This window comes from Pseudomonas sp. NPDC090755 (assembly GCF_044769005.1).
Classification (GTDB): domain Bacteria; phylum Pseudomonadota; class Gammaproteobacteria; order Pseudomonadales; family Pseudomonadaceae; genus Aquipseudomonas.
On sequence record NZ_JBIVXC010000006.1, the window covers coordinates 161,034 to 179,736 of the forward strand.

21 protein-coding genes are annotated in these 18,703 nt (G+C 64.6%); 14 read left to right on the plus strand and 7 right to left on the minus strand.

Annotation, left to right across the window (positions count from 1 at the left end; all coding sequences use genetic code 11):
- Positions 1-10 precede the first annotated feature (10 nt).
- On the minus strand, positions 11-880 hold the full coding sequence (locus ACIQUS_RS11970; protein ID WP_403047157.1) for an alpha/beta fold hydrolase: 870 nt from the start codon (positions 878-880) through the stop codon (positions 11-13).
- Positions 881-1,049: 169 nt separating this feature from the next.
- Between ACIQUS_RS11970 and ACIQUS_RS11975 the strand changes: the two genes are divergently transcribed.
- The 9 genes from ACIQUS_RS11975 (at position 1,050) to ureG (ending at position 7,426) form a co-directional block, all read left to right on the plus strand.
- Complete coding sequence (locus tag ACIQUS_RS11975; RefSeq protein ID WP_403047160.1) at positions 1,050-1,655, plus strand: CGNR zinc finger domain-containing protein; 606 nt, start codon at positions 1,050-1,052, stop codon at positions 1,653-1,655.
- Positions 1,656-1,888: 233 nt separating this feature from the next.
- Positions 1,889-2,722: an urease accessory protein UreD gene (locus tag ACIQUS_RS11980; protein ID WP_403047162.1), complete on the plus strand. Its 834-nt coding sequence runs from the start codon at positions 1,889-1,891 to the stop codon at positions 2,720-2,722.
- A 9-nt stretch (positions 2,723-2,731) separates the two neighbouring features.
- A complete protein-coding gene (locus ACIQUS_RS11985; RefSeq protein ID WP_403047164.1) occupies positions 2,732-3,034 on the plus strand; it encodes an urease subunit gamma in 303 nt (100 codons plus the stop codon).
- A 9-nt stretch (positions 3,035-3,043) separates the two neighbouring features.
- Positions 3,044-3,361 carry an urease subunit beta gene (locus ACIQUS_RS11990; RefSeq protein WP_403047166.1) on the plus strand — a complete coding sequence of 106 codons (318 nt, stop codon included), beginning with the start codon at positions 3,044-3,046 and terminating at the stop codon, positions 3,359-3,361.
- Positions 3,358-5,061, plus strand: coding sequence for an urease subunit alpha (gene ureC, locus ACIQUS_RS11995; protein WP_403047169.1), 1,704 nt, complete (start codon positions 3,358-3,360; stop codon positions 5,059-5,061). Before ACIQUS_RS11990 ends, ureC begins: the two co-directional genes overlap by 4 nt.
- A gap of 10 nt (positions 5,062-5,071) precedes the next feature.
- A complete protein-coding gene (gene ureE / locus ACIQUS_RS12000; protein WP_403047172.1) occupies positions 5,072-5,551 on the plus strand; it encodes an urease accessory protein UreE in 480 nt (159 codons plus the stop codon).
- A 21-nt stretch (positions 5,552-5,572) separates the two neighbouring features.
- The gene (locus tag ACIQUS_RS12005; protein ID WP_403047175.1) at positions 5,573-6,118 is read left to right on the plus strand and encodes a HupE/UreJ family protein; all 546 of its coding nucleotides are present in this window, start codon (positions 5,573-5,575) and stop codon (positions 6,116-6,118) included.
- Positions 6,118-6,792, plus strand: coding sequence for an urease accessory protein UreF (locus ACIQUS_RS12010; protein ID WP_403047178.1), 675 nt, complete (start codon positions 6,118-6,120; stop codon positions 6,790-6,792). The genes ACIQUS_RS12005 and ACIQUS_RS12010 overlap by 1 nt, the downstream gene beginning before the upstream one ends.
- Before the next feature lie 10 nt (positions 6,793-6,802).
- Positions 6,803-7,426 carry an urease accessory protein UreG gene (gene ureG / locus ACIQUS_RS12015; RefSeq protein ID WP_403047181.1) on the plus strand — a complete coding sequence of 208 codons (624 nt, stop codon included), beginning with the start codon at positions 6,803-6,805 and terminating at the stop codon, positions 7,424-7,426.
- A gap of 201 nt (positions 7,427-7,627) precedes the next feature.
- On the opposite strand, the gene ACIQUS_RS12020 is transcribed toward ureG, so the two are convergent.
- On the minus strand, positions 7,628-7,966 hold the full coding sequence (locus tag ACIQUS_RS12020) for a cupin domain-containing protein (RefSeq protein WP_403047424.1): 339 nt from the start codon (positions 7,964-7,966) through the stop codon (positions 7,628-7,630).
- 163 nt (positions 7,967-8,129) lie between these two features.
- Between ACIQUS_RS12020 and ACIQUS_RS12025 the strand changes: the two genes are divergently transcribed.
- From ACIQUS_RS12025 to chrA, 4 genes are all read left to right on the plus strand, one after another.
- The gene (locus ACIQUS_RS12025) at positions 8,130-9,110 is read left to right on the plus strand and encodes a response regulator transcription factor (protein ID WP_403047183.1); all 981 of its coding nucleotides are present in this window, start codon (positions 8,130-8,132) and stop codon (positions 9,108-9,110) included.
- An 81-nt stretch (positions 9,111-9,191) separates the two neighbouring features.
- Positions 9,192-10,934, plus strand: a complete 1,743-nt coding sequence (locus ACIQUS_RS12030; RefSeq protein ID WP_403047185.1) for an amidohydrolase — start codon at positions 9,192-9,194, stop codon at positions 10,932-10,934.
- Positions 10,935-11,017: 83 nt separating this feature from the next.
- Positions 11,018-11,758, plus strand: coding sequence for a TorF family putative porin (locus ACIQUS_RS12035; protein ID WP_403047188.1), 741 nt, complete (start codon positions 11,018-11,020; stop codon positions 11,756-11,758).
- Between the two features lie 87 nt (positions 11,759-11,845).
- Entirely contained in the window at positions 11,846-13,030 is a 1,185-nt protein-coding gene (chrA, locus tag ACIQUS_RS12040) for a chromate efflux transporter (RefSeq protein ID WP_403047191.1), read from the plus strand.
- A 128-nt stretch (positions 13,031-13,158) separates the two neighbouring features.
- On the opposite strand, the gene ACIQUS_RS12045 is transcribed toward chrA, so the two are convergent.
- The 4 genes from ACIQUS_RS12045 to ACIQUS_RS12060 all read right to left on the minus strand — a co-directional run bounded on the left by ACIQUS_RS12045 (position 13,159) and on the right by ACIQUS_RS12060 (position 16,804).
- Positions 13,159-13,446, minus strand: a complete 288-nt coding sequence (locus tag ACIQUS_RS12045; RefSeq protein WP_403047194.1) for a hypothetical protein — start codon at positions 13,444-13,446, stop codon at positions 13,159-13,161.
- Between the two features lie 162 nt (positions 13,447-13,608).
- Positions 13,609-13,995, minus strand: coding sequence for a hypothetical protein (locus ACIQUS_RS12050; RefSeq protein ID WP_403047196.1), 387 nt, complete (start codon positions 13,993-13,995; stop codon positions 13,609-13,611).
- A gap of 77 nt (positions 13,996-14,072) precedes the next feature.
- Positions 14,073-15,413: a glucarate dehydratase gene (gene gudD / locus ACIQUS_RS12055; protein ID WP_403047199.1), complete on the minus strand. Its 1,341-nt coding sequence runs from the start codon at positions 15,411-15,413 to the stop codon at positions 14,073-14,075.
- A gap of 29 nt (positions 15,414-15,442) precedes the next feature.
- Positions 15,443-16,804, minus strand: coding sequence for an MFS transporter (locus ACIQUS_RS12060; RefSeq protein WP_403047201.1), 1,362 nt, complete (start codon positions 16,802-16,804; stop codon positions 15,443-15,445).
- Between the two features lie 319 nt (positions 16,805-17,123).
- On the opposite strand from ACIQUS_RS12060, the gene ACIQUS_RS12065 reads away from it, so the two are divergent.
- A complete protein-coding gene (locus ACIQUS_RS12065) occupies positions 17,124-17,849 on the plus strand; it encodes a FadR/GntR family transcriptional regulator (protein WP_403047203.1) in 726 nt (241 codons plus the stop codon).
- Here ACIQUS_RS12065 and ACIQUS_RS12070 read toward each other — a convergent pair.
- Positions 17,846-18,580: a hypothetical protein gene (locus ACIQUS_RS12070; RefSeq protein ID WP_403047206.1), complete on the minus strand. Its 735-nt coding sequence runs from the start codon at positions 18,578-18,580 to the stop codon at positions 17,846-17,848. The two genes, ACIQUS_RS12065 and ACIQUS_RS12070, sit on opposite strands and share 4 nt — an antisense overlap.
- Positions 18,581-18,703 lie beyond the last annotated feature (123 nt).

An 18,703-nucleotide genomic window follows, 5' to 3' on the forward strand; every position in this document is an offset into this window, starting at 1 on the left:
GGCGCGGCGATCAGGCCAACACTTCACCTATCCGGCGGGCGATGTACGCCGCGTGGGTCTCCAGGGCGAAATGCCCGGTATCGAGCAATTCGACCACGGCATCGGGATTGTCGCGCTTGAAGGCCTCAGCACCCGGCGGAATGAAGAACGGGTCATGCTTGCCCCAGATGATCAGCGAAGGCACCCGGGTTTCACGGAAGAACGCCTGGAACTGCGGATAGCGCTTCAGGTTGTTGGCGTAGTCGAGGAACAGGTCCAGCTGGATCTCCTTGTTGCCAGGCCGTTCCATCAACAGTGCGTCAAGGGTGTAGGACTCCGGCGCCACCCGGGTCGGATCGGCAACACCGTGCAGGTACTGCCAGCGGGTGGCCTCAAGGTTGAGCACCGCGTCGCCCACGGCCTTGCGATTGGCCGCCGAGGGCTCGTCCCAGTAGGTGCGGATCGGCGCCCAGGCGTCACCCAGGCCTTCGAGGTAGGCATTGCCGTTCTGCGAAACGAACCCGGTCACCCGTTCTGGGTGCTCGACCGCCAGGCGCAGGCCGGTCGGGGCGCCGTAGTCGAACACGTACAGCGCATAGCGGCGCAGGCCCAGGGCGTCGACGAAGGCACCCAGGGTCTGTGCCAGGGCATCGAAGCTGTAGCGGTAGTCGCGTTCGGCCGGCACTTCGGTAAAGCCGAAGCCGGGCAGGTCCGGGGCAATCAGGTGGAAGCGTTCGGCCAGCAGCGGGATCAGTTCGCGGAACTGGTGCGAAGAACTGGGAAAGCCATGGAGCAACAGCAGTACCGGCAGGCCGGGGCTGCCGGCCTCGCGATAGAACACACGGACGCCGTCGGCTTCGACGAACTGGTAGCGGATGGCGCTGGAGGCTGGAGTATTCATGAAGGCAGTCCTATGTAACCGGTTAAATTGATTTACTGGGTTACTGCGCAAACAAAAATTGCATGGGTTTTGTAACCTGTCAAATAATTTATAAGGGTTACATTGGCGGCGCGATCAACGGCGTTCCAGGCTCATCTTGTAACTTGCTAAAGACCTCAGAAGGGTTACCATGGATCTATCCCACCAGGCGGCACCGACCATGACCGACAACCTCAGCGAACCCTTTGTACTGGCTGATCACCCGGTGCTCGACATGCTCAACACCCAGGCCATCGTCGAAGGCCAGGTCACCGACTTCTGGCGCAGCGATGCCGATGTGTTGGCCTGGCTGCAACGCCTGGGTCTGCATGAGGGGTCGGCGCCACGCCTTGCCAGGGGCGTGTTGCTGGAAACGGCCCGGCGCCTGCGCGAGGCGGTGCGTGTGCTGGTCGAGCAGCGCAAGGCCGGCGGCTGGGGCGATCCGGTCGTGCTCAATGGCTTCCTGCAGCAGGCGGCCAGCCACGCCCAACTGGTCTGGAGCAGGCACGACGGCCCCCGCTTGCAGCGGGTCGCCGAACACCGCTCGGCCGAGCAGTTGCTGGCGCCGCTGGCGGAGCAGGCCGGTGAACTGATCGCCACCGGCGACTTCACCCTGGTCAGGCAGTGTGAACACAGTGAGTGCATTCTCTGGTTCTACGACCGCACCAAGTCCCATCGCCGCCGCTGGTGCAGCATGGCCCTGTGCGGCAACCGGCATAAGGTCGCCGAGCATCGCAAGCGCTTGCGCGAAGGCTGATGTCGGCCGTTTCTGGCGCAACGGATTAAACACATCCCGCTGCAACAGCGCTAACCCGGTGCAACGCATCCGTTTGGCCATTTCCTGCTGCGCGCCATTCTGGCCCGCTATGTGCTTTGCCTCCTGCATCGATTGCTGATCGATTGGTCAAACCTTCAAGTTCTTAATTCGAATACTTGAGTAAGACCAATCCTTCAAATACGTCGGACTCCGTATTTACAGGGATCAGATGCATGACGCTTGCCCAACCACTCGACCTCATGGCCGGCGATTCTGGCTGGAGTGCCGAATTGATGCTGCGCTTTGTTCGTCGCGGGGCGAAGACCTGTATTGGTGCGCGGCGGCATTTCGGTCCTCTTTTGGTGCAGCGGCCGTTCTACCCGGAGGGCGGGCCTTGCCACGTTTATGTGCTGCACCCGCCCGGTGGGGTGGTCGGGGGCGACAAGCTGGTGCTCGATGTACACCTGGAGCCCGGCAGCCATGCGCTGCTGACCATGCCCGGGGCCACCAAGTTCTACCGCAGCGGTGGCGACACCTCGACCCTCGGCCAGCATTTCCACCTGGCGCCCGGCAGCGTGCTGGAGTGGCTGCCCCAGGGCAGCATCTGCTTTCCTGGCGCCCGCGTGCGCCTTCACAACCGCTTCAGCCTCGCCCCCGGCGCTCGTTTGCTGGCGTGGGAGACGTTGTGCCTGGGGCGCCCGGTGATGAACGAAGCGTTCAGTCATGGTGCCGTGGACAGCCGCCTGCACATCGACCTGGCCGATGATCCCGGCCTGCACGAACGCCTGCGCATCGATGGCGGGCAACTGGACAAGCTCGCCGGCTACCCGTTGCAGGCGACGTTCTGCGCCTATCCGGCCGACGAATCCTTGCTCGAACAGGCCCGTGCACTGATCGACGAACTGCGCGTACCCAGCGGCGCGACCCTGCTCGGTCAACTGCTGGTGGTGCGCCTGCTGGATCACGATAACCAACGCCTGCAACTCACCCTGCAGCGGCTCTGGCATGCCCTGCGACCGGCCGTGGTCGGCCTGGCGCCATGCCCGCCGCGGATCTGGGCCACCTGAGAGAACACCATGGAGCTGACCCCGAGAGAGAAAGACAAACTGCTGTTGTTCACCGCCGCGCTGCTCGCCGAGCGCCGGCTGGCACGCGGCCTGAAGCTCAACTACCCGGAAGCCGTGGCGCTGATCAGCGCCACGGTGATGGAGGGCGCCCGTGACGGGCGTACCGTCGCCGAACTGATGAACCTGGGCCGCGAGGTGCTCAGTCGCGACCAGGTGATGGACGGTGTGGGCGACATGATCACCGACGTGCAGGTGGAAGCCACCTTTCCCGACGGCACGAAGCTTGTGACCGTGCATGAGCCGATTGTCTAGGAGCGCAGGATGATTCCCGGAGAAGTACAGGTCGCCGACGGCGACATCGAACTCAATGTCGGTCGCCCGACCCTGAGCGTCACCGTGGCCAATCACGGCGACCGCCCGGTGCAGGTCGGCTCGCATTATCACTTCTATGAGGTGAACGACTGCCTGGTGTTCGAGCGCCAAATCACCCGCGGCTATCGCCTGGATATCGCCGCCGGCACGGCGGTGCGCTTCGAGCCCGGCCAGGCGCGCAGCGTGAACCTGGTGGCCTATGCCGGCAAACGTGAGGTCCATGGCTTCCAGGGCAAGGTGATGGGCAAGCTGGAGGCGCAGGCATGAGCCGGATTTCGAGGCGGGCCTACGCCGACATGTTCGGCCCCACGGTGGGAGACCGGGTGCGCCTGGCCGATACCGAACTCTGGGTGGAAGTGGAGAAGGACTTCACGCTCTACGGCGAAGAGGTCAAGTTCGGCGGCGGCAAGGTGATCCGCGACGGCATGGGCCAGGGCCAGATGCTGGCGGCCCAGGCCATGGACCTGGTGCTGACCAATGCCCTGGTCATCGATCACTGGGGCATCGTCAAGGCCGATATCGGCGTGAAGAACGGGCGCATCTTCGGCATCGGCAAGGCCGGCAACCCGGATGTGCAGCCCGGGGTGACCCTGCCCATCGGCGCCGGCACCGAAGTGATCGCCGCCGAAGGCAAGATCGTCACCGCCGGCGGCATCGACTCGCACATTCACTTCATCTGCCCGCAGCAGGTGGAGGAGGCGCTGACCTCGGGCATCACCACCTTCATCGGTGGCGGCACCGGGCCTGCCACCGGCACCAACGCCACCACCTGCACCTCCGGGCCCTGGTACCTGGCGCGCATGCTCCAGGCCGCCGACGAGCTGCCGATCAATATCGGCCTGCTCGGCAAGGGCAATGCCTCGCAGCCCGACGCCTTGCGCGAGCAAATCCATGCGGGCGCCGTGGGGCTCAAGCTGCACGAGGACTGGGGCTCGACCCCGGCTGCCATCGACTGCTGCCTGAGCGTGGCCGACGAACTGGATGTGCAGGTGGCCATCCACACCGACACCCTCAACGAATCCGGCTGCGTCGAAGACACCCTGGCGGCTATCGGCGATCGCACCATCCACACCTTCCACACCGAAGGGGCGGGCGGCGGGCACGCGCCGGACATCATCCGCGCCGCGGCCTTCGCCAACGTGCTGCCATCCTCGACCAACCCGACCTTGCCCTACACGGTCAATACCGTCGACGAGCACCTGGACATGCTCATGGTCTGCCATCACCTGGACCCGAGCATCGCCGAGGACGTGGCCTTCGCCGAGTCGCGCATCCGCCGCGAGACCATCGCTGCCGAAGACATCCTCCATGACCTGGGCGCGTTCTCGATGACCTCATCCGACTCCCAGGCCATGGGCCGGGTCGGCGAGGTGGTGCTGCGCACCTGGCAGGTGGCCGACCAGATGAAGCGCCGGCGTGGCCCACTGGCGCCGGACAGCAGCTACAGCGACAACTTCCGGGTCAAACGCTACATCGCCAAGTACACCATCAACCCGGCGCTGACCCACGGCATCGCCCATGAAGTGGGCTCCCTGGAGGCGGGCAAGCTGGCCGACCTGGTGCTCTGGTCGCCGGCCTTCTTCGGTGTCAAACCGGCCCTGGTGATCAAGGGCGGAATGATTGCCATGGCGCCCATGGGGGATATCAACGGTTCGATCCCGACCCCGCAGCCGGTGCATTACCGACCGATGTTCGGCGCCCTCGGCGCGGCGCGCCACGCCACGCGCATGACCTTTGTGTCGCAGTCGGCGCTGGCGGGCGGCGTGCACCAGCAACTGGGCCTGCGCAGCCTGATTGGCGTTGCCAGGGGCTGTCGGCAAGTGCGCAAGGGCGACATGGTCCACAACGGCCTGCTGCCGTTGATCGAGGTCGATTCGCAGACCTACGAGGTACGCGCCGACGGCGAACTGCTGGTGTGCGAACCCGCCACCGTGTTGCCGATGGCGCAACGTTATTTTCTGTTCTGAAGGAGCGAGCATGATTCTGTTGACCCGTCGGCTGAGCGAGGCCGAACGCATCAGTGGCACCGTCACCCTGAACGTGGACACGCGGATCAAGAGCCGTGTGCGCGTCACCCTCGATGATGGTCGCGAGGCCGGCCTGATGCTTGAGCGCGGCCAGTTGTTGCGCGGTGGCGAACTGCTCGCTGACGAGCGGGGCGGTGAAGTGATCCGCGTACTGGCAGCGGCCGAGCAGGTGTCCACCGTTCACTGCACCGATCCCTTGCTGTTGGCCCGTGCCAGCTACCACCTGGGCAATCGCCATGTGCCCCTGCAGATCGAGCCGGGCCTGGTGCGTTACCAGCACGATCATGTGCTCGATGACATGGTCCGCGGCCTGGGCCTGCAGGTGACGCAGGAGCAGGCGCCGTTCGAGCCTGAGGCAGGTGCCTACCAGAGCGCCCCCCACAGCCACGCGTTTTCCGATCACCCCTTTGTTCGTGTTGCCCAGCACTGATTCTGTCAAGGAGATAGCTTCATGAGAAATACCCTCGTTCTGGCCCTTCTGCTGGTGGCCGCACCGGCTTTCGCCCACCCCGGGCACGACGCCACCCCCCTGCAGGATGGCCTGCTGCACCCGCTGACGGGCCTTGATCATTTGCTGATGCTGCTGGGCACCGGCGTGCTCGCCGCCCTGACCGGTCGCACCTTGGCCTTGCCGCTGTTGACCTTGTGCGCCATGTTCGGCGGTGCCTTGCTGGGTCACCTGTTCGGCGCTGTACCGGGCATGGAGCCGATGATCATCGGCTCGTTGCTGGTGGCGGGCGCTGCATTGCTGTTCAAGCGCCGGCAGTTGGTATTGGCCCTGGCCATGCCGCTGTTCGCCCTGTTCCATGGCTGGGCCCATGGCGTCGAGGCCAGCCCGGGGGCGTTCTGGGTGTTCAGTGCGGGCTTTGTCAGCGTCAGCGGTCTGTTGCTGGTGGCAGGCTTTGCCGTTGGCGGCCTGCTACGCCGTCATAGCGGTCTGCAAAAAGCCTTTGGCGGCGGCCTGCTGGCCGGCGCCGCAGTGGTCCTGGCCGGTTGATGAGCCGTGAACTGAAGCTGCTACGCCTGCTGCAGCTGGCCAGCCCGAACCTTCCGGTGGGTGGCTTCACCTACTCGCAGGGGCTGGAGTGGGCGGTGGAGTCGGGCTGGGTCAAAGGCGTCGATGGCTTTCGCGCCTGGCAGCGCCAGCAGGTGCACGACAGCCTTGGGTTTCTGGACTGGCCATTGCTGGCGCGGTTGTACCAGGCCTGCCTGGACCAGGATGCCGAGGCGTTCGCGCACTGGAGTCGGTTCCTGCTGGCCAACCGCGAAACCGCCGAACTGCGCCTGGAAGAACGCCAGCGCGGGATGGCCCTGGCCCGGTTGCTCGATGGCTGGCAACTGTGCCAGGCACCCGAGTGGCGCAGTTCGCTGGAATTGAGCCAGCTGGGTGGTATGGCCTGGCTGGGGGCGCACTGGGAGATCCCTTTGCGCGACCTGGCCCTGGGCCACGGCTTCGCCTGGCTGGAAGGTGCGGTGATGGCCGGGGTCAAGCTGGTGCCGTTCGGCCAGCAGGCAGCCCAGACCCTGCTGCACGACCTCGGCGAAGCACTCCCGGCGGTACTTGAAACGGCCCTGGCCCTGGCCGACGACCAGCTCGGCGCAAGCCTGCCACTGCTGGCGATCGCCTCGGCCCGCCACGAAACCCAATACACCCGATTGTTCCGATCCTGAGGAAAGTCCCATGCAAAGCTACCAGCAACCCCTGCGTGTCGGTGTCGGCGGCCCGGTCGGCTCCGGCAAGACCGCGCTGCTCGAAGCCCTGTGCAAGGCCATGCGCGATCATTATCAGATTGCCGTGGTCACCAACGACATCTACACCAAGGAAGACCAGCGCATCCTTACCGAGGCCGGCGCACTGGAGCCCGAACGCATCGTCGGCGTGGAAACCGGCGGTTGCCCGCACACCGCCATTCGCGAAGACGCCTCAATGAACCTGGCGGCGGTGGAGGCGCTGGCGCGCAAGTTCGGTAACCTGGAAGTGATTTTCGTCGAGAGCGGCGGCGACAACCTCAGCGCCACCTTCAGTCCGGAACTGGCGGACCTGACCGTCTACGTCATCGACGTGGCCGAAGGCGAGAAAATCCCGCGCAAGGGCGGGCCGGGGATCACCAAGTCGGACTTCCTGGTGATCAACAAGATCGACCTGGCGCCCTATGTCGGCGCCTCGCTCCAGGTGATGGAGAGCGACACCCGGCGCATGCGCCCCGAGCGCCCCTGGACCTTCACCAACCTCAAGACCGGCCAGGGGCTGCAGCGGGTGATCGACTTCATCGTCGAGCGCGGCATGCTGAACGCTGTGCGATAGGGGCGCCATTGGAGGGTATGGGGCTTGCGATCGCCGGCGGGAACAACTGTCTTGATTGCCTGATGGTGTAGCCGCTGCCGCCAGGCTGCGATCGGTCGCGAAGCGACCGTAAAACCTGGCGACTTCAGTCTGCCAGGTACAACGAGGTGATCGGCTTGCGCCTGCTGCGCAGTCGATCGCAGCCTCGTTCCTCGGCAGCGGCTACGGGAAGTCGTCGGCTGTACCGAAATGCACCGCCAGCCAGACCGTCGCCTGCTGGCTGTCGGTCCATTGCACCCGATGCCGGCAGTGGGCGGGAATCTCGACATGATCACCGGGCCCCAGCACCCGCTCGTGGGCCTCGTGTTCCAGGCGCAGGCCGGCCGATCCACTGAGCACCAGCACCCATTCGCCCTGTGGCTGGTCATACCAGAAGCCTGGCGGGCTGGCCTGGCCAAAGGAGACGATGCGTTCGATACGCAGTCCCGGGCGCGCCAGGAGCGGATCGAACTGTTCCTGTACCAAGGCATCGGGGAGCGGGTTGAACAGGTTGTCTGGCATCGCGGCTGGGCCCTCGTCTGATACTGCAGTGTGGTTGAAAATGACGCACAGCGCCCCCTGGCCATGGACGCTGTTGCGCCGCTGTGGCATCGTCCGGGCCCAGGTCAGCAGGGGCAGGGCAGCAGTGATGATGGCGGTCGAAGCAGGCAGCACGCAGGTGTCGATGGCAACGCTCGAAGCGTTCAATCGCTGCGTCCTTCAACTGGCCAGCCTGGCCCGGCAAGAGGGTGGCTCGCATTTTATCGCCGACGGCCTGCGCGCCTTTCGCCAATTGGTGCCGTTTGCCTCGGCCTGGTGGGGCGAGATGTCCGCGGGGGCTGCACGCGTAGCGCCGCGCAACTGGATGCATGGGCGCATCGACCTGCCGGCTTCCTTCGCCAGCGAATGGCCGCAGGTTGCGGGCATCGACAGCTTTGCCCACGACACACTGGCAAGGCCGGGGCAGGTGATACGCGACAGCGAGTTCACCGATCCTGTCGAGGCGGTCAATGACTTTGCCCGTCGCTACGACCTCTACCATTTGATGTGCATCACTTTCGAGCTGCCCGAGAGTGGCCTGAACTTCTTTGTGTGCCTGTACCGGGGCGTGAACGATGTGGCATTCGATGCCAGCGAGGACGGCCTGTTCGCGGCCTTCTGTGCCCACTTGCTGCAACTGTGGCGCTTTCAGGTCCAGGACATGATCCGGGTCGATACCGGCAACGCGGCCGCTGATTTTGGCGTGGCGCGCCTGGACGGCAGCCTCCTGTACGTGGGGGCGCGCCTGTGCGCGGCCATCGAGCGCGAAGTGCCGGGCTGGAACGGCTCGCTTCTGCCACCGCAGGTGACCGCGCAGTTGTCCAGGGTCCCGTGCGTGATGCGCCTGGGGCGCTGTGCGCTGACCCTAAGCCCCAACGCCGAGCATGTGATCCTGTCCCTGGAAGCGCCACCGCCAGGCGTGGTCCTGGCCCCCCGTGAACGCACTGCCGCGATGCTGTTCGCCGCCGGTCACTCCTACAAGGAAATTGCCCGGATCCTGTCGTTGAGCCCGGCTACGGTGCGCACCTACCTGCGCAATTGCTATGCGCAGCTGGGGGTCAAGAGCAAGGTGGAGCTTGGCTGCGCCTTACGCACGGGGGCGCCTGGCGCGGAAAAAACCACCTGACCCTCCTCATTTGCGGAGGTCCATCGAAGTGTCATGCGCGCTAGGGTGTGGTCAGCCCGATAACAACAAGAGAGCGCTTCGATGCAACGACTGATTCCCAATCTGCTGGCCGCCGCGCTGGCCTGTTCCTCACTGCCGGCACTGGCCGCCGCCGACCTGGTGCTGGTCAACGGCAAAGTGTTCACGGCCGAGCCCGGCCAGGGGCTGATGCAAGCGGTGGCGGTCAAGGACGGCAAGATCCTGCAAGTGGGCAGCGACGCCCAGATCAATGCCCTGGCCGATGCCAGCACCCAGCGCATCGACCTGGGGGGCAAGGTATTGATGCCCGGCATGATCGACACCCACAGCCACCCGGTGACGGCCGCCTTCGATAGCCTGGGGGCCAACCTGCAGGACGAGGTCAAGTCCATGCCGGAACTGGAGCGATGGATTGCTGCCGAAGTCGAGCAGGGACGGGGCCGTGCCGCCGATGTGATCAACATCACCGGGGTGAGCTCGGCCTACTGGGAGAAAAGCCGCGAGTTGGGCCAGGTGTTCAACCAGGGGCGCTGGGCGGACCAGCCGTTGGTACTGAGTGGCATCGACGGCCACACCGGCTGGGCCAACAAGGCCATGCTCAAGCGCCTGAACATCGATGCGGCGCAGGTCAGGGGGCTGTCGGAACGCGACCGCAGTTACGTCGGCCACGACCCGGACTTCACCCCCAACGGCTTTTTTTCCGAGTCGCGCTGGGACCAGGTACGCAGCCAGATTCCGCCCGCCGGCGAAGCGGTCATGCTCAAGGCCGCACGCGAAGCGGTGAGGATCAACAACCAGTACGGCGTTACCGCCTGGATGGATGCGGCGTCGAACGCCGGCAGTGGCGACTCGCTGTTCGATTTCAAACCCACCGCCAGGAGTGTCGGTGTGCTGCCGTTGTACCGCACCCTGGCCGAGCAGGGCGAACTGACCGCCCACGTGGCGGCCTTGATGATCGCCAACCCCAAGAGCCGGCCGGCGGACCTGGAGGTGTTGGCACAGGTGGCCAAGCAGTTCGACGGCGTGCCGAACCTGAGTTTTCCGGGTATCAAGGTGTTTGTCGATGGCGTGCTGGAGTACCCCGGGCAGACCGCAGCCATGCTCACGCCGTACAAGAACAGCGGCAAAGTCGGTCAGTTGCTGATCGAGCCCGAGCATTTCGGCGAACTGGTGGCGGCGGCGGAGCAGCGTGACTGGATCGTGCACATGCATGCGGTGGGCGACCGCGCGGTGCGCGAGTCGCTCAATGGCGTGGCCTACGCCCGCTCGCTCGACAGCAAGGCCCGGGCACACAGCATCAGTCACCTGCAACTGGTCGATCCCAAGGACTTCCCCCGCTTCAAGCAACTGGGCGTGATGGCCTCGATGCAATTGCTCTGGGCGACCGGGGAGAGCTACACCGTCGAGCTGGTCAAGCCTTACATCAGCCCCGAGGCCTACCGCTACCAGTACCCGGCCCGGTCACTGCAGCAGGCCGGTGCGCTGATCGCCGGTGCCAGCGACTGGCCGGTGTCCAGCCCCAACCCCTGGAACGCCATCGCCCAGGCCATCACCCGCAAAGGACCATTGGGGGTGTTGAATGCCAAGGAAAGTGTCGATCGCCAGAGCATGTTCCTGGCCTACACCCTCAACGCCGCCAAGACCCTGCGCCTGGAGCGGCAGATCGGCTCACTGGCAGCGGGGAAACAGGCCGACCTGATCGTGCTTGATCGAGATGTGTTCAAGGTCAGTAACCAAGAGCTGTCCGATACCCGGGTGCTCAAGACCTTCTTCGCCGGCAAGCAGGTGTACGGCCCCGCCTCCTGATACCTGTCCTGCCAATACCGGCTCCTCGCTGGCGAGGGGCCAGGTAGCGCCTGCCCGCATTCCCATAACAATAAGGGTTACCCATGAACGCACGTGTCCTTTGCACGGTCGCCGGCCTGCTGCTGGCACCTTTGAATTGCCAGGCCCTGACCCTGGGCGACAATTTCACCCTGGAACTGAGCCTCGCTGGCGCCAGCGACTACCGCAGTCGCGGGGTCTCGCAGACCCTCGGCGATCCGGCGTTGCAGGCCGGCGCCACCTTGATGCACACAAGCGGCCTGTACCTGGGGGCCTGGACCTCGAATGTCGATTACGGGTTCGACTACAAGACCCGCCAGGAGCTCGAGTACTACGCCGGCTACTACTGGCAAGCGACCGAGAACATCAGTCTTGACCTGGGCTACCTCAAGTACAGCTACCCCAAGGAAGGTCAGTTCAACATGAGCGAGGTCTACGCCATCCTCGATGTCTACGGGTTGATGTTGGGCGCCTATTACTCAAACGATGCGCCCAACGCCTTCGGTGAGGATCAGGACACGTTGTACAGCTACCTCGGTTACCGTCTGGCCTTGCCGGCCGAAGTCGGCCTGGAGCTGCGCGCCGGGCGCAATGATGTGAAGGATCCGGCGTTCTGGTCCACCAGCGGTGACAGCCGTGAGACCTACTACGAGTGGGAGGCGAAGCTTTCCCGCGAATTCTTCGGCGTCACCTGGGCGCTGAGCTACGTCGACACCGACCTGTCGAAAAGCGAATGCTTCAGCTGGTACGGCTACGACGATCTGTGTTCGGCCACCGTGGTGGCCAGTGCCAGCAAGACGTTCTGATCCGCTGCTGCGGGCGTGCCCGCAGCAGGCTACAACGACGTGCTGATTGAGCTATTGTGCGCTCAGTCGTCTTTTGGAAGTCAGCACATGCACGCGACTCATCCCTGCAGCCCATGGCAGGTGTTTCTCATCTTCCTGCGCCTGGGACTGACCTCCTTCGGTGGCCCCATCGCCCACCTGGGTTACTTTCGCGATGAGTTCGTCACCCGCCGTGGCTGGCTGGGTGAGCGCAGCTACGCCGACCTGCTAGCGCTCTGCCAGTTCCTGCCGGGGCCGGCCAGCAGCCAGGTGGGCATTGCCCTGGGGTTGTCACAGGCGGGCTACCGTGGCGCGCTGGCGGCGTGGCTCGGCTTTACCCTGCCGTCGGCTGCGCTGCTGACCGGCTTTGCCCTTGGGCTGGCGAGCCTTGGTCACGCCATGCCCGCCGGCGTGTTGCATGGCCTGAAGGTCGTGGCGGTGGCGGTCGTGGCCCAGGCGGTCTGGGGCATGGCGCGCAACCTGTGCCCGGACGCACCGCGCATCGCACTGATGGTCCTGGCCACCGTCCTGGTGCTGCTGGTGCCTTCGGCCTGGGTGCAGGTGGGCGTGATTGCGGCGGCGGGCGTTGCCGGTCTGGTGATGTTCAAACCGGCGCAGCGCCAGGCGCATGAGCCGTTGCCGGTCGCCGTCAGCCGGCGTGCAGGCCTGGGTTGGCTCACGCTGTTTTTTCTCCTGCTACTGGGCATGCCGCTGCTGGCCGGGCTCTGGCAGGAGCCGACCCTGAGCAGGCTGGAGGCCTTCTACCGCAGCGGTTCGCTGGTGTTCGGCGGCGGACATGTGGTGCTGCCGTTGTTGCAGGCTGAAGTGGTGTCGCCTGGCTGGGTCAGCAATGAGACTTTCCTGGCCGGCTATGGCGCAGCCCAGGCGATGCCGGGGCCCTTGTTCACCTTTGCGGCGTTTCTGGGGGCGTCGATGCAAGGGGTATACGGCGCTGTGCTGTGCCTTGGTGCTGTTTTCCTGCCGTCATTCCTGCTGGTGTTCGGTGCGCTGCCGTTCTGGGCGCAGTGGCGGCGCAACCTGCGCATGCAGGCGGCGATGCTCGGTATCAACGCGTCGGTGGTGGGGCTTTTGCTCGCGGCGCTGTATCAGGCGGCGTGGAACGCCATCCTCCAGTTGCAGGACTTTGTGCTGGCGATCGTCGCCTTGTTGGCACTGATGGTCTGGAGGTTGCCGCCCTGGCTGGTGGTCATCGGCTGTGGCGTCGCCGGCTGGCTGCTGGGTGTCCTGCCCTGAGGTGTAAAGCAGGATCAACGACAGAAAATTCCGTTCAGCCCTGAAAAGTGGCGAGCCTGCTGGCGCAAAGCACCCTGGATGAGGTGCTAAAACGCCAGTTGTTCTGATCGGTCGTCGCAGGAGGTGGCTTATCCTGCGTAGCGATCGGCCTTCATCAGCAGGCGTTCGACCTGGGCCAGTTCCCAGGTGCTGAGCAAACTCACCGGATCGGTATCGCGCGGCCAGCTATCCAGCGACCCCTCACGGCCATCGGTGCTACGGCAATACAGGCAGTGGTGCAGACGGGTACCGTCGAAGTCCAGGATCAGGTGCCAACCTTCGATTTCCACCTCATCGCCGAGACGGCGCAACGGGCGCAGTCCCAGGGCGGCGTCGCGCAGTTGCTGGTAGACCTCGCGGGGGTTGAGGGTAGGCATCGGCAGTGTGCTCGGTAATGGCATGGCCCTCAGGATAGCGCGGAGCAAGCCTGCGCCCAAAGCATCCGTGATGCTTGGTAGGAGCGGGCTTGCCCCGCGATGCGATGTGACTCACGGCCCGCGATCGCGGGGCAAGCCCGCGCCTACAGATCAAGGACATCCTCAGGCGTCGCGCAGCAAGTCCTGGGCATCGAGCAAGCGCCAGGCAATCTCCGGTCGACGCTCAAGGGCCCGGCGAATGGCGGCAGGGATGTTCTGCCGGGTCTTGCGACACAGGCCCGGCAGTTCGTCGATCTGGATGTTGAAGCCACGCATGGTTCGCACTTCATTGTCGCTGGGGCTGATCTGCAGGCGAATGCCGAGGTTCTCGTACAGCTTGCGCTGCATGTGCTCCAGGTCCGCCAGGCTCTGCAGGTTTTCCAGGCGCTCGAGCAGGCGCTTTTCCTCCTGGCGGGTCAGCAGCAGGATGCGCAGGTCCTGCAACGTCTCGCGCCCGCAATTGCAGGCGCCGGGCGGGCAGGGGGAGCGGGTCGGCAGGGTTGCATTCATGCCCCAAGCATAGCGATGGCGGGCGGCTTTTGCCCAGAGGCGAGCCGCTGCCTGTCGTCGGGCGGCTCGCCTTGTGCTCAGCGCACCAGGCAGGGTTGCTTGTTGTCGAAGCGCCAGCCCGGGATCAGGTACTGCATGGCCACGCTGTCATCTCGCGCACCCAGGCCCATGCCCTTGTACAACTCATGGGCGCGGCCCACGGCGTCCATGTCGATGTCCACGCCCAGGCCCGGCTTGCTCGGCACCTCGACATGGCCGTCGACGATCTGCAACGGGTTGTGGGTCAGCTGCTGGCCGTCCTGCCAGATCCAGTGGGTGTCGATGGCGGTGATCTCGCCCGGCGCGGCGGCGGCCACCTGGGTGAACATGGCCAGGGAAATGTCGAAATGGTTGTTCGAATGCGAACCCCAGGTCAGGCCCCAGTCATGGCACATCTGTGCCACCCGCACCGAGCCTTGCAGGGTCCAGAAGTGCGGGTCGGCCAGGGGGATGTCCACCGACTGCATCTGGATCGCATGGCCCATCTCGCGCCAGTCGGTGGCGATCATGTTGGTGGCGGTGGGCAGGCCGGTGGCGCGGCGGAACTCGGCCATCACCTCGCGGCCGGAATAGCCGTTCTCGGCACCGCAGGGGTCTTCGGCATAGGCCAGGACCTTGTGCTGGTCGCGGCACAGGGCGATGGCCTGCTTCAGGGACCAGGCGCCGTTCGGGTCGAGGGTGATGCGCGCCTCGGGGAAGCGCTCGGCCAGGGCAGTGACGGCGAGGATTTCCTCTTCGCCGCGCAGTACGCCACCCTTGAGCTTGAAGTCGTTGAAACCGTAGCGGGCCTGGGCGGCCTCGGCCAGGCGTACCACGGCTTCGGGGGTCATTGCCGCTTCATGACGCAGGCGCAACCAGTCGTCTTCGGCATCGACCTCGTTGCGGTAGGCCAGGTCGGTCTGCTGGCGATCGCCGATGTAGAACAGGTAACCGAGCATCTTGACCCGCTCCCGTTGCTGGCCTTCGCCAAGCAGGGCGGCCACCGGCACCTCCAGGTGCTGGCCGAGCAGGTCGAGCAGCGCCGCTTCCACGGCGGTGACCGCATGAATGGTGATGCGCAGGTCGAAGGTCTGCAGGCCGCGCCCGGCAGCGTCGCGGGCGGCGAAGGTCTGGCGCATCTGGTTGAGGATGCGTTGGTACTGGCCGATGGGTTGGCCGACGACCAGGCTGCGGGCGTCCTCCAGGGTCTCGCGGATGCGTTCGCCGCCGGGCACTTCGCCGACCCCGGTGTTGCCGGCGTTGTCCTTGAGAATCACGATGTTGCGGGTGAAGAAGGGGCCGTGGGCGCCGCTCAGGTTGAGCAGCATGCTGTCGTGGCCGGCCACCGGAATGACCTGCAGGCTGGTGATGACCGGGGTTTGCTGTTGTTGTGTGTTCATCAGGCGTGTCCTGGAAGGGCCAAAAGGGATCAGTGGGATTTGCCGAGGGTGGTCTGTGCCGGACTCGCCTCGAGCGGTTGTTCATGAGTTGCCCGCCGGGTACGGGCGAAGAACACCAGCACGGCGGCGATGGCCGAGGTGCCGGCCAGGCCGTACAGGCCGCCCTGGATGGAGCCGGTGCTCTGTTCGAGAAAACCGAAGGTGGTCGGGGCGACGAAGCCGCCAAGATTGCCGATGGAGTTGATCAGGGCGATGACCGCCGCTGCGATGCGCGCATCCAGGTAAGCCTGGGGGATCGGCCAGAACAACGCCGAGGCCGACTTGAAACCAATGGCGGCAAAGCACAGGGCAACGAAGGCGAAGATCGGCCCGCCGGTGGTGGACAGGAACATGCCGGCGGCAGCGATCAGCAGCGCAGTGGCCACCCACGCCTGCTGGGCACGAAAGCGAGCCGACAGCGCCGCGAAGCCGTACATCGCCAGGATCGAGATCAGCCAGGGAATGGAGTTGAAGAAACCGACCTGCAGGTCACTGATGTCGCCCATTTTCTTGATGATGCTGGGTAGCCAGAAGGTCGCTGCGTAGATGGTCAGCTGGATGCAGAAGTACAGCACGCAGAACAGCAGGATCTGGCCGTCCTTGAGCAACTGGCCGATGCTCGGTTTGACCCGGGTCTGGGCGTCGCGCTCGCGTTGCTCGGCGTCGATGGTGTCGACCAGGGCATCCTGCTCCTCGCGGCTGAGCCATTTGGCGTCGTGGGGCCTGGAGTCGAGCCAGAACCAGACGAAGAAGCACAGGAATACCGAGGCCAGGCCTTCGATCAGGAACATCCACTGCCAACCATGCAGGCCCAGGCCTTCGATCTGCAACAGCGCCCCGGCCAAGGGGCCGGAAATCAGCGAGGCCAGCGCCGAGCCGCTGAGGAAGATGGCAATGGCCTTGCCGCGTTCGACACCCGGCAGCCAGCGGGTGAAGTAGTAGATGACACCTGGGAAGAAGCCGGCTTCGGCGATGCCCAGCAAGAAACGCAGGATGTAGAAGTGGGTTTCGTTCTGGATGAAGGCCATCAGTGTCGCCACGATGCCCCAGGTGAACATGATCCGGGTCAGCCAGATCCGTGCACCGACCTTCTGCAGGAGCATGTTGGAAGGGACTTCGAACAGGGCATAGCCGATGAAGAACAGGCCGGCGCCCAGGCCATAGGCGGCTGCGCCGATGCCCAGGTCGTGCTCCAGGTGGGTGCGGACAAAGCCGATGTTGACCCGGTCGATGTAGTTGACGATGAACATGATGACGAACAGCGGCAGTATGTGGCGCTTCACCTTGGCCACGGCGCTGGCCAGGGTGGGGTCGCGCTCGGCTGCCGTCGATGCAGGGCGTTGAGTAGTCACGTTGCCAATCTCCCACTCGTTGTTGTTATGCGGGGTTGTCTGTTGGTGGCGATTTTTCGGGCATGATGCGCATCATGTTGCTAGACATCGTACAAGTGGTTTTTCGACTGCGCAATCGCTCTGCACGATTTTTTATCGCTTGCGTGCAATGAAATTGGGCTTATAGGGGAAGTGTGGCGCTGTGTGGCATATTTGTCAGCAGCATTGGAGGTCGTGAATCTGATGGATGTCATACAAGTTGATTGTTGTCTGGCCTCTACCTGATCCCCGGGCGGTGGTAAGCTCGGTCTGGCGTCAATTTTCCTCGCACAGGTACTTCATGGACAACCTCACTTCAGGCAACGGTGTTGCGCGGCGACGGGCAGGCAGCCTGGCCCACGAGCTGGTCGAACAGTTGAGCCAGCGCATCCTGTTGGGGCAACTCAAGCCGGGGGAGAAGCTGCCTTCGGAAACCACCATCGTGCGAGAGCATGGGGTCAGTCGCACCGTGGTGCGCGAAGCGCTGTCCAGGTTGCAGGCCTCCGGGCTGGTGGAAACCCGTCATGGCATCGGTACCTTCGTGTTGGCGCGTGAGACCTCGATGGGGCTGCGCCTGAATGTCGATACCGCCGCCAGCGTGCGCGGCATTCTCGAATTGCGCATGGGCCTGGAGGTTCAGGCCGCCGCCCTGGCTGCGGCACGGCGCAGCGACGAGCAGTTGCGGCAGATGCGCAAGGCCCTGGACGATTACCAGGCGTCGCTGGAGAACAACGATTGCTGCGTCGAGCAGGACAAGCGCTTCCACCAGTTGATCGCCGAAGCCACCGGCAACCGCTACTACACCGACATCATGCAGCACCTGGGTACTTCGATGATCCCGCGCACCCGGGTCAACGCCGATGAGCGGGGCGATACCGACTTCTCGCAACTGGGCTACCTGGCTAACCTTGAGCACGAAGCGATACTCGCCGCGATCGCTCGCCAGGATCCGGATGCGGCGCGCGCCGCCATGCTGCTGCACTTGAGCAACAGCCTGGCGCGGTTGTCCGGTCGCGGTAGCGCTTAATTGTCCTTGAGCTTCCAGGTGCCTGGCAGTGACAGGTCGCCGGAGCTGATATCCCACACGCTGCTCACGCACAGCAGCGGGTTGTGCAGGTCGGCATTGACCTTCAGCGCGGCGGTCACACCGTCGTAGTTGAAACTCTGCGGGAAGCCCACGGCGGCCAGTGGAACGCTGATCCGTGCGGCATTGTTGTCCAGGCTCAGGTCGTAACCGGGGGAGTCGATGTAGATCGGTGCTCCGGGCCAGGTGGCCGGCAGCTTCGGTTTCACCCCTTCGGGAATATCGCGCACCTTCAGCCCGCTCGGGCCGCAGCTTGCGTCCTTGCTCAGCACCACCCAGTGCGAGTGCCACAGGCCGCCGTCGTTGTCGTTCTTGCCGTCGCGGTTTTCGTCCAGTTTCGGCGTGTCGTCGAAGTCCGGGTGCGAGGTCAGGGCCAGGGCCAGGATACCGGCCTGGGCCTCGAAGCCGACACTACTGCTGTCAAGGCTGGTGGGCCAGACATAGCTGTACACCTCGGCGCCGGCAAAGGCGCCCTTGGCGGTGGGCAGGCGGCTGCCGGCCTTGCCGTCGACCAGTTGCTCGAATACCAGGTTGTCGCCTTGCTTGAAGACCCGGGTCTGGACCAGGTCGAAGGCGGCCTCGGCATTGCCCTTGGCGCTGTCGATGCCTGGACTTTCATGGGCCCAGGCCTGGGTGGCGAGTAGGCCGAGAGTGAAGGCTAGGGTGCGTTTCATGGGGTGACTCCTTTGTGGGTTTATGGTTTCGATTCGATACCAAGCAGCCTAAACCCATGCTGCGCTTTGTCAATATGGTTTTTATTCGATACTATCTATCGAGATCATTAACCGAGGCCGCCT

Coding starts and splice junctions, on each gene's coding strand:
- ACIQUS_RS12005 (WP_403047175.1), top strand. CDS start 5,573: ATGAGAAATACCCTCGTTCTGGCCCTTCTGCTGGTGGCCGCACCGGCT.
- ACIQUS_RS12030 (WP_403047185.1), top strand. CDS start 9,192: ATGCAACGACTGATTCCCAATCTGCTGGCCGCCGCGCTGGCCTGTTCC.
- ACIQUS_RS12020 (WP_403047424.1), bottom strand. CDS start 7,966: ATGCCAGACAACCTGTTCAACCCGCTCCCCGATGCCTTGGTACAGGAA.
- ACIQUS_RS11975 (WP_403047160.1), top strand. CDS start 1,050: ATGGATCTATCCCACCAGGCGGCACCGACCATGACCGACAACCTCAGC.
- ACIQUS_RS11990 (WP_403047166.1), top strand. CDS start 3,044: ATGATTCCCGGAGAAGTACAGGTCGCCGACGGCGACATCGAACTCAAT.
- ureG (WP_403047181.1), top strand. CDS start 6,803: ATGCAAAGCTACCAGCAACCCCTGCGTGTCGGTGTCGGCGGCCCGGTC.
- ACIQUS_RS12035 (WP_403047188.1), top strand. CDS start 11,018: ATGAACGCACGTGTCCTTTGCACGGTCGCCGGCCTGCTGCTGGCACCT.
- chrA (WP_403047191.1), top strand. CDS start 11,846: ATGCACGCGACTCATCCCTGCAGCCCATGGCAGGTGTTTCTCATCTTC.
- ACIQUS_RS12045 (WP_403047194.1), bottom strand. CDS start 13,446: ATGCCTACCCTCAACCCCCGCGAGGTCTACCAGCAACTGCGCGACGCC.
- ACIQUS_RS12025 (WP_403047183.1), top strand. CDS start 8,130: ATGGCAACGCTCGAAGCGTTCAATCGCTGCGTCCTTCAACTGGCCAGC.
- ACIQUS_RS12050 (WP_403047196.1), bottom strand. CDS start 13,995: ATGAATGCAACCCTGCCGACCCGCTCCCCCTGCCCGCCCGGCGCCTGC.
- ureE (WP_403047172.1), top strand. CDS start 5,072: ATGATTCTGTTGACCCGTCGGCTGAGCGAGGCCGAACGCATCAGTGGC.
- gudD (WP_403047199.1), bottom strand. CDS start 15,413: ATGAACACACAACAACAGCAAACCCCGGTCATCACCAGCCTGCAGGTC.
- ACIQUS_RS12065 (WP_403047203.1), top strand. CDS start 17,124: ATGGACAACCTCACTTCAGGCAACGGTGTTGCGCGGCGACGGGCAGGC.
- ACIQUS_RS11980 (WP_403047162.1), top strand. CDS start 1,889: ATGACGCTTGCCCAACCACTCGACCTCATGGCCGGCGATTCTGGCTGG.
- ACIQUS_RS11970 (WP_403047157.1), bottom strand. CDS start 880: ATGAATACTCCAGCCTCCAGCGCCATCCGCTACCAGTTCGTCGAAGCC.
- ureC (WP_403047169.1), top strand. CDS start 3,358: ATGAGCCGGATTTCGAGGCGGGCCTACGCCGACATGTTCGGCCCCACG.
- ACIQUS_RS11985 (WP_403047164.1), top strand. CDS start 2,732: ATGGAGCTGACCCCGAGAGAGAAAGACAAACTGCTGTTGTTCACCGCC.
- ACIQUS_RS12070 (WP_403047206.1), bottom strand. CDS start 18,580: ATGAAACGCACCCTAGCCTTCACTCTCGGCCTACTCGCCACCCAGGCC.
- ACIQUS_RS12010 (WP_403047178.1), top strand. CDS start 6,118: ATGAGCCGTGAACTGAAGCTGCTACGCCTGCTGCAGCTGGCCAGCCCG.